Genomic DNA, 12213 nt, shown 5'->3' with positions numbered 1-12213 from the left:
TAAACCTCAGACTTGGTTGTTCCGGTAAACCGGACGCCCCTGGAAGTAAGTCGCTTCAATTTGACCATCGAATTCCCAACCGCTGAACGGAGAGTTATCGCCTTGGCTGACCATCTCCGAACGATTCAGCGTCCAGATGGTTTCCGGGTTGTATAGGCTGAAATCGGCATAATGACCTTCAATCAAACTGCCGTTCTGAATGCCGAGAATATCCGCCGGGCGTTGCGTTAGAGCGGCCAGCGCGGTGTGAATATCCAGCACGCCTTCCTGTACCAGCTTCATTGTCAAGGGCAGAAGTGTTTCCAGTCCGCTGATACCGGGTTCACTTTCGCCGAATGGCAACAGTTTCACGTCGCGGTCAAGCGGTGTGTGGTCGCTGACAATGGCGTCAATGATGCCGGTTTTGACGCCGAGACGCAGGGCTGCCTTATCTTCATGGGTGCGTAGCGGGGGGGATACATGAAACAGCGAATCGAAATCCATGACATCGTATTCGGTTAAGTGCAGTTGGTGAATCGCCACGTCGCAGGTCACTTGCATGCCGCGTTTTTTGGCATCGGCAATCATTTCCACTGAACGGGCGGTGGAAATTTGCGAAATGTGAATGCGCGCGCCGGTTTCTTCGGCCAAGATCAGGTTGCGGGCTAACGCCGTGGTTTCGGCCGAAGCCGGAATTTCCGGCAAGCCGAGGCGACTGCTGATGACGCCGCTGTGGACGACGCCTTTGTTTTTCAGTTGCGAGTTTTCGCAACGTAACATCAACAACACATCGTTGCTGACCGCATACGCCATAGCATTTTTTAACGTCAGCGCATTTTGGACCGGTTGTGCGGCTTGGCTCAAGGCAATGCAACCGGCGTTTTTAAGCGCAGCCATATTGCTGAGCATTTTGCCTTCCAGTCCTTGGGTGATGGCACCCAGCGGCAGGACAAACGCGGTGGCTGCTTGGCGGGCACGGCGTTGAATCAGCTCGGTGACGGCTTGTGTGTCGTTCACCGGGTTGGTGTCGGGCGGGCAACAGATGGTGGTGATACCGCCGGATACCGCCGCTTTGGTTTCGGAGGCGATACTGCCCTCGTAGCGACTGCCGGGTTCGGCGAGCCGAGCATGCAAATCCACCAGGCCTGGCAGTATCCATTTGCCCGTGCCGTCGATGGTTTGATCCGGTGAAAAGCCATCCGGTGCGGTGTCGCCGATGGCCTGGATTCGGCCGCGCGCAATATACAGATTGGATACCTGGTCAAGTGACTGACTGGGATCGATGATGCGGGCGTTTTCGATTAACAGTCTCAAGCTTCTGTCTCCTCTGTCACTTTCGCTTCGTTCAATTGGGTTTCGTTTAATTGGCGAGCGTTTTCGATGATGATGCTCATCACGGCCATTCGCACGGCAATGCCGTAGGTGACCTGTTCCAGTATGACCGACTGGTGGCCATCGACCACTTCAGAGTCGATTTCCACACCGCGGTTGACAGGCCCCGGATGCATGACGATGGCATCGGGTTTGGCGTAGGCCAAACGTTCTTTGGTCAGCCCGTACAGGTTAAAGAATTCCTTGCCGCTTGGCAGGAGGGCGCTTTGCATGCGTTCATTTTGCAAACGGACATTGATAATCACATCCACGTCGTCCAAGCCTTCTTCGATGTGCTCGTAAACATGTACCCCAAGCGCTTCCGGGTAGGAAGGCATTAAGGTTTTCGGGCCGATGACCCGGATTTCGCGCGCTTCCAAAATGCTGAGTGCCTGGATTTGCGAGCGCACCACGCGGGAATGTTGGACGTCGCCGATAATGGCGACCTTCAGGTCGTAAATGTCGCCTTTGTGTTTACGGATGGTGAACATGTCGAGCATGGCTTGGGTTGGGTGGGCGTGCTGGCCGTCACCGGCGTTGACCACGTGGATGTGGGGCGCGACGTGTTTGGCGATGAAATGGGCTGCGCCGCTTTCACGGTGACGCACCACAAACACATCGGTCAGCATGGCTTCCAGGTTCCAAAGTGTGTCCAGCAGTGTCTCGCCTTTTTTGGTGGACGAGGTTTCGATGTTGAGGTTGACGACGTCGGCGGATAAGCGTTTTTCCGCGATTTCAAACGTGGTTAAAGTCCGCGTGCTCGGTTCAAAAAACAGATTCATAATGGTTTTGCCGTGCAGGTTCGGAACCTTTTTGATCTGGCCAGTGGTTGGGTCGATGAAACTTTCCGCAACATCCAAAATTTCCGTCAAATGGTGTTGTTTGAGGCCTTCCAGTGTGAGGAAGTGGCGTAAATTCCCTTGTTCGTTCAGTTGAAGGTTGGGGGGCGTGAGTCTCATGATGTTTCCTTCTGCGTCGTGAGCGCGTCTAACCAGTTTTCAAGAATAATTTGGGCCGCATGGTCGTCAATCGGTTGGGAGGTTGTTTTTGAGCGGCGTTGCTCGGCTTCGATGGAACTCAGTTGTTCTTCGATGTAAAACACCGGCGTTTGGTAACGGCCGCTCAGGCGCTGGCCAAACTTGCGAGCGGGTTGCGTCAGCGCCTGTTCTTCACCGTTTAATCGCATGGGGAGGCCCACTACGATGGCTTGAGGTTGCCAGGCGTTGAACAGGCGAGTGATGTGTTCCCAATCCGGCTGACCATCACGGCTTTGGACAATGGCTTCCGGCGAGGCGGTGCGGGTAATGGTCTGGCCGACGGCTACGCCAATGCGACGCAGTCCGAAGTCGAACCCCAAAATGACTCCGTCGAGTGTTCGGGGATCAACCGCCTTAGTCATGGCCGGCATCCATGCTGAGCGACTCCGGCGAAATGCCGAGGGTATTCAAGGCGACTTGCCATTTTTTATGGGTGGGGACGTCAAACAGCAGGGCTTCGTTATAGGGAATCGTGAGCCAGTTATTGGCCTGGATTTCCTCGTTGAGTTGCCCTTTTTCCCAGCCGGCAAACCCGAGGCACACCACCAGTTTTTCCGGGGCATCGCCTTGGGCGAGCGATTTGAGGAAGTCCTCCGAAACGGTCATCGCCAGTCGGTCGCGCAATGGCAGGCTTTTTTGCCAGTGGCCTTGCGGTTCATGGAGAATGAATCCATGTTCCATATCGATAGGGCCGCCCATCATGATGTTCTGTTCCAGCCGTGGCGATGGTTGCTCAATGGGTAATTCGAAGTGTTCCAGCAGCTGCTCGACGGTCAGACCGTGTTCGAGGTTGACGACCAAACCCATCGAACCGTGTACGTTGTCTTCGACAACGTACACCAGCGTTTTGTCGAACCAGCTGTCGGCTAGGTTCGGCATGGCGATGAGAAAATGATGTTCGAGTGAGTTCAGCTGTTCCATAGCCATAAATTATATCAGCTTGCTAAATGAGGTTGCTTGTTAGTTGCCGGGTTTTTACGCTTTTTTTACGAGTCTGTCGGCGTCATCAGATGCAACCGCTTTTTTATGGTCGGTGTGGCGTAGGTTTGACGGTTTTTATCCACCATAAACGCTTCGGTGATGCCCATTTGGCGGGCAATTTTTTTCCATCCGGACGGGCCGGCAATCATGAGTGCTGTGGCGGCGGCATCGGCGGTGGTCGCATCCGGATGTATTACCGTCACGGAAATGAAGTGATCGGCCGGGTAGCCGGTGTTCGGGTTGATAATGTGGCTGTAACGTTTGCCTTTCCACTCAAAATAGCGTTGATAGGTGCCTGAGGTGACGATGCTTTCGTCGCCGTTGATTTGCAGGCGCGCCAAGGCGGTGTTCGGATGGTCTGGGTCTTGAATGCCAATGCGCCAGGCCTGGTGACTTTTCGGGTTTTTGGAACCAATGATTCGCATGTCGCCGCCGATATTGACGATGGCGTTTTGAATGCCCGCGGCCAACAAGCTGTTAATCGCCAAGTCGAGCGCGAGCCCTTTGGCATTGCCGCCGAAGTCAAGACGGACGTTCGGATTGCGGCTGTAAAGCGTATTGCCTTTGAAGTAGATGTCGCGAATCGAGGGGCGGGATTTTAACCAGGCCTGGATGGCCGCCTTGCTGGGCGGAGGGCCGTGCCAGTCTTCGGAGTGAAACCCCCAGAGTTCAATCAGTTGGCCGATGCCGGGGTCGAACAGATAATCCGATTCGGCAGCCAATGTTTGGGATTTCAGGATGAAACGTTTGACGCTGTCGGCGATGGTAATGGGTTGCTCGGTTGCGATGGCTTGATTGATGTTACCGAGAATACCGCCTTTTTCCCAGGCATGCCAATCCTGGTTGAATTGTTGGAAGGTGGCCTCGATTCCTTGAATGGCTCTTTCGGCTTTCGTTTGCGGGGCATCAACGATTTCGACTCGGACTTCGGTGCCGAACACGTAAAACACTTCCTGCACGGTTTGCGGGGCGGGTGCACAAGCGGTCAGCCACCCAAGCGTGAGAAAGGCGGTGAGAAGATGTTTGAGTGCGCGGTGGTTGAGTGTCATAGGGAATGTATTTTCAGTGGGCGGAATAAAATAAAATTTGAATATTTACCCACCCAATTTGATCCTTTTTCTCGATGCTTTATCGGAAACGGCCACCTTAATGGCGGCTTAACAATATTTGTGATTGTGAAAATGCCTGTTTTTAAGTCATCGGTTTTAAGCCGGTGGCATTAAGCTTTCGAGGTGGTCGAAAAGTTCACCGGCGATGTTCAGTCCGTATTGTTCGTCCAGTTCCCGAATGCAGGTCGGGCTGGTGACGTTGATTTCGGTGATGTAATCGCCGATGACGTCCAATCCCACAAAGTGCAGACCTTTGCGGCGCAAGGTCGGCGCAATCTGTTCACACAGCCATTCATCCCGTTCCGTTAAGGCTACGCCCAGGCCTTGCCCGCCGGCGGCAATGTTGCCTCGGGTTTCCCCTTCGGCCGGAATGCGTGCCAGTGCATACGGCATGGGTTTGCCATTCACCAATAGAATGCGTTTGTCGCCTTGTTTGATTTCCGGCAGGTAAATTTGCGCCATAATGTGGTGACGCCCATGCTCGGTCATGATTTCGATAATGACGTTGATATTCGGGTCTTGCGCCGTGACACGGAAAATCGACGCGCCACCCATCGCATCCAAGGGTTTTAGGATGACGTCTTGATGATCCTGGATAAACTGTTTTAAACGGTTCGCGTCGGCGGAAACCAAGGTGGGCGGGATGCACTGCGGAAACCAGCTGGCGAACAGTTTTTCGTTGGCATCGCGTAGCGATTGCGGTTTGTTCACCACCAGCACGCCTTGTGCTTCCGCCAGTTCCAACATATGGGTGGCGTAAAGATAGTCGTTATTGAACGGCGGGTCCTGGCGAATTAGAATAATGTCCAGTTCACTCAGTTCGGTTTCATGGCTGGTGCCGAAGCCATAGAATTGCGAGGTGGTGTCGCTTTTGGCTCTGTCCCACACTTTCAGTTCGGTGGTGTCGGCAAACGGTCGACCATTCTTTAAAAACAGATCGGTCGGTTCCATGTAATGCAGTTGGTGACCGCGTCGCTGGGCTTCCAGCAACATGGCGAAGGAACTGTCTTTATAAGGCTTGATGTCCGCAATCGGGTCCATCACAATGCCGACGTTCAATAAACTCATGAGGCCGCCTTGACGTTGTCGGCTTCACGTTTGGCGTCGGCAATTTCACGTGCGGCGGCCAGTAGCGCCAAACGCGCCACTACGCCATAAGCATAGAAACGGTTCGGGCTGGCGTCCGGCTCCTGGGTTTGGTCCGGCATGACGCAAGCGGTTTCGAATGACAAGGATTCGAAGTGCATGCCCGGCGAATTCAGGTTGTCTGTGGCGGTTTTGCCGGTGTGCACTCGGTAAAAGCCGCCGACCACTTGGTTATGAATCATGTACACCACCGGTTCCGCCACGGCGTCACTGATGGTTTCGTGGGTGTAAACGCCTTCCTGAACCAGCATTTGTTTGGCAACCAAGCCTTCTTTGGCGGAAGACATTTTGTTACGTTGCTTGCGGTTCAGGCTCAGAATATCGTCGGGCGTATCCACTGACATAATGGCCATGCCGTAGGTACCGCTGTCGGATTTGACGATGGCAAACGGCTTGCAGGCGATGTCGTGCTGGTCGTAATAGCGTTGGGTTTCCTGCAAAACGGTATTGACCGCACCGGCCAAACACTCCAACCCTTGACGTTCCTTAAAGTCCACCGGGCCACATTGCAGCGACATGGGGTTAATCAGCCAAGGGTCGATGTCGACCATTTTGGAAAACTCGTTGGAGACGTTTTTATAGTGGTCGAAGTGTTCGGTTTTGTAACGATCGGCCCAGCCAAGATCCAGCGGCGGTAGCAGGGTTTGATCAATGTTTTCCAGAATCGCCGGGCGGCCGCTGGACAAGTCGTTGTTTAACAGTACCGCGCATGGGAAGAAGTCGTCGACCCCGACGCGGTCGTCCTGTTTAACCAATGGACGGAGCACCAGGGTTTTGCCGGATGGCAGTTCGATTTCCGTGCGTTCGGTGATTTCCGGGTTCAGGCTGCCGATGTGTACTTCGTAACCGGCCGCAATCAAGATTTCCTGTAAGACCGCGAGGTTCTCAAGATAAAACTGGTTTCGGGTATGGTTTTCCGGAATCAGCAAGACGCCGTCGGCAATCGGGCAGGCCTGGGTGACAGCGCTTTGTGCGGCTTGAATCGCCAAAGGGCGCAAGTCCGGATGCAAGTTATTGAAACCGGCTGGGAAGAGGTTGGTATCAACCGGCGCCAGTTTATAACCGGCGTTGCGCAAATCCACCGATGCATAGAAGGGTGCCGGGGTTTCTTTGAATTGTTTTCGGAACCAGCATTCGATGTCCGCCTGATGATTGAGCAAATGTTCTTCCAGCTCCAGAAGCGGGCCGGTGAGGGCGGTTTGCAGGTGGGGGACTTCATGGGTTGATAATGGCATAGTGTTCTCGAATGTTAGACAGTAAAGGTTATGAGAGCTTTGTACGAGATGATTACACGGATAAAAATGGTTAAAAACCGCCTGATTGTCGTTGTAAAACTTGCCAATAGCGAGCTATTAGCTGCGTTTTACGCCTTGATCAGTCAGTTTTTTCCTCATTTTTCTCTCGCATCTCACTCATGCAAAGCTCTCATTATACAAAATCGTTTCCGGTTTGCAGATGAGCGTTGCGTTATTGGGAGAGGACATGGGATGTAAAGTCACCCCACAGCGTTTGCAAAGCGGCCAGAATCACTGGTGCCGCGGTTTCGGTGCGCAAAATGCGCGGGCCCAGTTGGATCGCGGTCAAACCGGCGGCCGTGGCTTGTTCGACTTCATTGTCGGTCAAGCCGCCTTCCGGCCCGATCAACAAATGAATGGGGGATTCCGCTAAATGGGCATCGAGCGTGGCCAATGAGTGGTGTGCCGTGGGGCTGAGAACCAATCCAACCGGAGACTCCGCTGTTTTTAGCCAGGCCTGGTAGGTTTCAGGTTGGGCAATCTCCGGCACCACATTGCGGTTGGATTGCTCGCAGGCGTTGATGGCGATGTCTTGCCATTGGCGGCGTTTTTTGTCCAGCTTGTCACCACTGAGTTTCACATCACACCGCTCGGTAAACAGCGGTTGAATGCGGGTTGCGCCAAGTTCCACCGCTTTCTGAATGCTGTAATCCATGCGGTCGCCCTTGGAAATTCCCTGCAATAAAATGGTTTCCAGCGGAGACTCGGTCACCGGTGACGCCGTGCTTTCGATCACCACATCGGCGGTGCGGCGGCTGGTGTGCATCAGCGTGGCTTGGGCACAGGTACCACGTCCGTCAAAGACTTCGACCGGACGGTCATGTTTCAAACGCAGCACCGTCATGGCGTAATGCGCTTGATCCTTGTCTAACGATAGGGTTTGCCCGGCGGTCAGGTCGGCGGGCAGATAGAAACGCGGAATTCTCATGATGCGCCCGAAATCAGCGGTCTTTAAACGTTAGTTGGTTAACGATATTCAACACCGGTTTGGATTGGTTCATACTGTAAAAATGCAGACCGGGTGCGCCGGCGTCCAGCAGGCGTTGCGACAGCTCTGTGACCACGTCTTCACCGAATGCCAACAAACTTTCCTGATCGTCTTCAAAGCTTTCCAGACGGCATTTCAGCCAGCGCGGTACTTCGGCCCCGCAGCCTTCGGAAAAGCGCACCAGGTTTTCATAGTTGGTGATCGGCATAATGCCCGGCACAATCGGTAAGTCGATGCCGGCACGCTCGCAGTTGTCGATGAAGTACAAATAGCTGTCGACGTTGTAGAAATATTGAGTGATGGCGGAGTCGGCCCCTTGTTCCACTTTGTGTTTGAACCATTTAATGCCGATATTGCAGTTACGTGCCTGGGGGTGGGTTTCCGGGTAGGCGGCGACTTCCAGCTTGAAGGTGTCGCCGCGCTCGCGTCGGATAAAGGCGATGAGATCACTGGCGTATTTGAACTCGCCCGGATCCATCATGCCGGATGGCAAGTCGCCGCGCAGCGCGACAATGCGCTTGATGCCCATGGCTTCGTAAGTGTCGAGCAGCTCCAGAACGCTTTCTTCGGACGCGCCAACGCAGGTCAGGTGTGGGGCCGCGTCGTTGTCGGTTTCGGTTTGAATGTAACGCACCGTATCGATGGTGCGGCTTTGGGTTGTGCCGCCAGCGCCGTAGGTGACGGACATATATTCCGGTTGAGTCGGCGTGAGTTCCTGAATGACGGTTTTCAGTTTTTCCATGCCTTTTTCGGTGCGTGGCGGGAAAAATTCCAAACTGATTTTTTGGTCGTATTGTTGTTGTGATTGCATGTGTTTTCCTTGCGCTTTTCTGGGCTAACGCCGCTTTAAACGGCGTTAACGGAATGGGACACTTACAGTCCGGCGTCGGCTTTCAAGGCGTCGGCTTTGTCGGTCTTTTCCCAAGTAAAGTCCGGTAGTTCACGGCCGAAATGACCATAAGACGCCGTTTGGCGATAGATAGGACGATACAAGTCAAGCATGGCGATCAGACCTTTCGGACGCAGGTCGAAATGCTCGCGGACCAGCTGTTCAATGCGACTGACCGAAATGCGTTCGGTGCCGAAGGTGTCGATGCTGATGGAGGTCGGTTCCGCGACGCCGATGGCGTAGGAGACTTGAATTTCACATTTATCGGCCAAACCGGCGGCGACGATGTTTTTCGCCACATAGCGTCCGGCATAAGCGGCGGAGCGATCGACCTTGGATGGATCTTTTCCGGAGAAAGCGCCGCCGCCGTGGCGTGCCATGCCGCCGTAGGTGTCGACAATGATTTTACGACCGGTTAAGCCGGCATCGCCGACCGGCCCGCCGATGACGAAACGTCCAGTCGGATTGATATGATATTGCGTGTCGGCATGCAGCCATTCGGCGGGTAAAACCGGTTTGATGATTTCTTCCATCACCGCTTCGTGCAGGTGGTTGTTGTCAATGTCCGGCGAATGCTGTGTGGACAGCACCACCGCATCAATGGCGACCGGCTGGCCGTTTTCATAGCGTAAAGTCACTTGGCTTTTGGCGTCGGGTCTAAGCCAGTCCAATTGACCGGATTTGCGGCAATCGGCTTGCTTTTCCATTAAACGGTGGGCGTAGAAAATGGGGGCCGGCATCAATACATCGGTTTCGTTGGAGGCGTAGCCGAACATTAAGCCTTGGTCGCCCGCGCCTTGTTCGTGGTCGTCGTATTCGTCGACGCCTTGCGCGATTTCCGGTGATTGTTTGCCAATGGAGCTTAAAACAGCACAGGTGCTGCCGTCAAAACCTAAATCACCGTGGTTGTAGCCGATGTCGTTGACGACTTGACGGACCAAGTCTTCCTGGTCGACCCAGGCTTCAGTGGTGATTTCTCCGCCCAGCATGACCATGCCGGTTTTAACAAAGGTTTCGCAGGCGACGCGCGCTTTCGGGTCCTGTTTTAGGATGGCGTCGAGCATGGCGTCTGAAATTTGATCGGCGATTTTGTCTGGGTGGCCTTCGGAAACGGATTCAGACGTAAATACAGTGGTGGTCATGGATAACTGTCCTCAAGTTTAATGTTGCAAAGTTGAGATACGGAATATCAGGCGGGAAGGGATGAAACGTCTCCTCGCTTTAGCCGTACTTATTTAGGCGCCCGCAAGCTGATGAGTCAAATCGGCGCTAGACGCAATTTTCGTTAAATTGCGCGGTAGATGCAAGTTTTTTATCGAATTTTGGAGCATTTAGACTTGGTTTTTTTGGGGAAATATCCGCGATTCCTGAACATTAAAGCCGTAGCGTGTTGGGTTTTCATATCGCGGTAGGCAGCAAACGGTAAAGGGCGGGAATATCATCAAACTGTCATATTGGGGCCGTTGGCATTTTGTTACTATCCGGTGAAAATTGGGTCTTTGGGCACGGTTGCCTGAGACCAGAGATTTAAACGGAGTGAGTCGTGGAAAGAGTGATTTTGCCGGATGAAAAGTGTTCCGGTTTACAACATTCGCCATTGGGACGGGAGTTGAAAGATATTTTCGATCACCAGCGAATTCAGACCCATTTTCAGCCGATTGTGGGTTTGAAGACGCGTTCGGTGCTTGCATTCGAAGCTTTGACGCGTGGCCCGGACAATTCCCCGCTGTATTCCCCGTCGCATTTATTTCAGTTGGCATCGGATCACGGCTGCTTACTGGAGATGGATTTGATGGCGCGTCGGGTGTCGATTAAAAACTTTATGAAATCGGCCGCGCTGCACCAAAATCAAGTGAAGTTGTTTTTGAACGTTTCGGTCAGCTCGTTGATGAATGTCGACCACCGTTCCGGTTTGACGTTGGATTGCTTGAATTATTACGGTTTGAATATTCATCAGGTGGTGATTGAAATCACCGAGTTGCAGCCGGTGGAAGACAGTGGTCTGTTTCTGAACGCGATTCAACATTACCGTAAAATGGGGTTCAAGGTCGCCATTGATGATTTGGGGTCGGGGTACAATGGTTTGAAGCTTTGGTCGGAGGTCAAACCGGATTTTGTCAAAATCGACAAACACTTCATTGCCGACATTGACAAAAAAGCCGATAAATATCGGTTTATGGAAACCATTTTGACGCTGGCGAAAAGCATGGGCACCAAAATCATTGCAGAAGGGGTTGAAACCGAAGCCGAATTGCAGGTTTTGGAAAAACTGGGCGTGGATTTTGTGCAGGGGTATTTGCTGAAACGCCCGTCGCCGTCCACGGCCTTGACCTTGGATTATAAATGGAATGAAGCCGTCAGAGATGTCACTAATCCCAAGGAAACGGTGAAGTTGCTATGTCGTGAGGCCTTTACCATGCCCTTGGGAACGACGATTGAACAAATGACCGATGAGCTGCTACAACGCCCGGGGGTAGATTATGTGCCGATTGTCGAGAAAGGGCAGGTGCATGGCATGGTGTGGCGGCGAGAGTTGACCGAGTTGTTGGCCAGTAAGTTTGGTCGCGATCTGCATGGGCGTAAAAATATCGCTAAGTTGATGGACCGGTCGCCGTTGGTGTTTGATATTAACACGCCCCTGGTGGAGGCGAGCCGGGAAATCACGGAAAACGGCTCTTACGACAAGGGCACTTTCGTATTAACGGAACAAGGGCGTTTTAAAGGGTGCGGCTCTTTTATGGAATTGCTGCGCGTCATCACCGATTTGAAAATCCGCAGTGCGCAATATGCCAATCCGTTGTCCGGTTTGCCGGGCAATGTGCCGATTCAAACCATGATTCAACAGTACCTTGACCGTCAATCACCGTTTGTGGTGATTTATGTCGATGTCGATAATTTTAAACCTTACAACGACTATTACAGTTTCGAAGAAGGGGACCAGGTCATCAGTGCGGTGGCGCGGGTGTTGAAAGAATCCGTTGGCGTTCAGGAGGCGTTTATCGGCCATGTCGGCGGGGACGATTTTGTAGTGGTGATGCCGGAGATGCAGTATGAAATGGTGTGCCAACGCATTTTGAAAGGCTTTCAATCCGCCAGTTTGAATTTTTATACACAGGACGATCGTCTTCGCGGCGGCATTTATGCCGAAAATCGCGCCGGCGAAAAAGTCTTCTTTCCAATGATGTCGTTATCGCTGGGGGTGCTGTTGGTGTATCCCGGGGTCTTCGATCATACTCAAAAATTGTCGTCTTACGCCACGCGCGCCAAAAAAGGCGCCAAGTCCCAAGGGGGCAATACCTATTATGTGGTGGATTCCCGTCAAGTGGGCTTGATGCGCGCCTGAACCGAATAAGATTGACGTCGTGAATGCTGTGATGTTTTCGGGTTTTGGCCAGGCCTGGCGGTTTTATTGATTCTA

General features: G+C 53.0%; 11 protein-coding genes. 1 reads left to right on the top strand and 10 read right to left on the bottom strand.

Going from position 1 to position 12213, the window contains the following annotated elements:
* Positions 1–6 precede the first annotated feature (6 nt).
* The 10 genes from AC0KH7_RS09585 to metK form a co-directional block, all read right to left on the bottom strand.
* Positions 7–1293, bottom strand: coding sequence for a dihydroorotase (locus tag AC0KH7_RS09585; RefSeq protein ID WP_472372887.1), 1287 nt, complete (start codon positions 1291–1293; stop codon positions 7–9).
* Positions 1290–2309: an aspartate carbamoyltransferase catalytic subunit gene (locus tag AC0KH7_RS09580; protein WP_472372885.1), complete on the bottom strand. Its 1020-nt coding sequence runs from the start codon at positions 2307–2309 to the stop codon at positions 1290–1292. The genes AC0KH7_RS09585 and AC0KH7_RS09580 overlap by 4 nt, the downstream gene beginning before the upstream one ends.
* The gene (gene ruvX / locus AC0KH7_RS09575) at positions 2306–2749 is read right to left on the bottom strand and encodes a Holliday junction resolvase RuvX (protein ID WP_472372883.1); all 444 of its coding nucleotides are present in this window, start codon (positions 2747–2749) and stop codon (positions 2306–2308) included. The genes AC0KH7_RS09580 and ruvX overlap by 4 nt, the downstream gene beginning before the upstream one ends.
* Entirely contained in the window at positions 2742–3314 is a 573-nt protein-coding gene (locus AC0KH7_RS09570; protein WP_472372881.1) for a YqgE/AlgH family protein, read from the bottom strand. Before AC0KH7_RS09570 ends, ruvX begins: the two co-directional genes overlap by 8 nt.
* A gap of 59 nt (positions 3315–3373) precedes the next feature.
* Positions 3374–4417 (bottom strand): FAD:protein FMN transferase, encoded by a 1044-nt coding sequence (locus AC0KH7_RS09565; RefSeq protein WP_472372879.1) that lies wholly within the window; start codon positions 4415–4417, stop codon positions 3374–3376.
* A gap of 156 nt (positions 4418–4573) precedes the next feature.
* Positions 4574–5545 (bottom strand): glutathione synthase, encoded by a 972-nt coding sequence (gene gshB, locus AC0KH7_RS09560; RefSeq protein ID WP_472372877.1) that lies wholly within the window; start codon positions 5543–5545, stop codon positions 4574–4576.
* The gene (gshA, locus tag AC0KH7_RS09555; protein WP_472372875.1) at positions 5542–6858 is read right to left on the bottom strand and encodes a glutamate--cysteine ligase; all 1317 of its coding nucleotides are present in this window, start codon (positions 6856–6858) and stop codon (positions 5542–5544) included. The genes gshB and gshA overlap by 4 nt, the downstream gene beginning before the upstream one ends.
* Before the next feature lie 232 nt (positions 6859–7090).
* Positions 7091–7846 carry a 16S rRNA (uracil(1498)-N(3))-methyltransferase gene (locus AC0KH7_RS09550; protein WP_472372873.1) on the bottom strand — a complete coding sequence of 252 codons (756 nt, stop codon included), beginning with the start codon at positions 7844–7846 and terminating at the stop codon, positions 7091–7093.
* A 13-nt stretch (positions 7847–7859) separates the two neighbouring features.
* Positions 7860–8717: a methylenetetrahydrofolate reductase [NAD(P)H] gene (gene metF, locus AC0KH7_RS09545; RefSeq protein WP_472372871.1), complete on the bottom strand. Its 858-nt coding sequence runs from the start codon at positions 8715–8717 to the stop codon at positions 7860–7862.
* A 62-nt stretch (positions 8718–8779) separates the two neighbouring features.
* The gene (gene metK / locus AC0KH7_RS09540; protein WP_472372869.1) at positions 8780–9937 is read right to left on the bottom strand and encodes a methionine adenosyltransferase; all 1158 of its coding nucleotides are present in this window, start codon (positions 9935–9937) and stop codon (positions 8780–8782) included.
* Positions 9938–10338: 401 nt separating this feature from the next.
* Here metK and AC0KH7_RS09535 point away from each other — a divergent pair, with 401 nt between their 5' ends.
* Positions 10339–12138, top strand: a complete 1800-nt coding sequence (locus AC0KH7_RS09535) for an EAL domain-containing protein (protein WP_472372867.1) — start codon at positions 10339–10341, stop codon at positions 12136–12138.
* Positions 12139–12213: the final 75 nt, after the last annotated feature.

Origin of the sequence: Hydrogenovibrio sp. (assembly GCF_965140365.1) — a bacterium.
Lineage (GTDB): Bacteria > Pseudomonadota > Gammaproteobacteria > Thiomicrospirales > Thiomicrospiraceae > Hydrogenovibrio.
The sequence above is the reverse complement of the archived record's forward strand: the minus strand, read 5'-3'. Positions and strand labels throughout refer to the sequence as shown.

What these genes read in the sequence shown, in the direction of transcription:
- metK (WP_472372869.1), bottom strand. Translation starts at nt 9,937, where the DNA reads ATGACCACCACTGTATTTACGTCTGAATCCGTTTCCGAAGGCCACCCA.
- AC0KH7_RS09580 (WP_472372885.1), bottom strand. Translation starts at nt 2,309, where the DNA reads ATGAGACTCACGCCCCCCAACCTTCAACTGAACGAACAAGGGAATTTA.
- gshA (WP_472372875.1), bottom strand. Translation starts at nt 6,858, where the DNA reads ATGCCATTATCAACCCATGAAGTCCCCCACCTGCAAACCGCCCTCACC.
- AC0KH7_RS09570 (WP_472372881.1), bottom strand. Translation starts at nt 3,314, where the DNA reads ATGGCTATGGAACAGCTGAACTCACTCGAACATCATTTTCTCATCGCC.
- metF (WP_472372871.1), bottom strand. Translation starts at nt 8,717, where the DNA reads ATGCAATCACAACAACAATACGACCAAAAAATCAGTTTGGAATTTTTC.
- ruvX (WP_472372883.1), bottom strand. Translation starts at nt 2,749, where the DNA reads ATGACTAAGGCGGTTGATCCCCGAACACTCGACGGAGTCATTTTGGGG.
- AC0KH7_RS09550 (WP_472372873.1), bottom strand. Translation starts at nt 7,846, where the DNA reads ATGAGAATTCCGCGTTTCTATCTGCCCGCCGACCTGACCGCCGGGCAA.
- gshB (WP_472372877.1), bottom strand. Translation starts at nt 5,545, where the DNA reads ATGAGTTTATTGAACGTCGGCATTGTGATGGACCCGATTGCGGACATC.
- AC0KH7_RS09565 (WP_472372879.1), bottom strand. Translation starts at nt 4,417, where the DNA reads ATGACACTCAACCACCGCGCACTCAAACATCTTCTCACCGCCTTTCTC.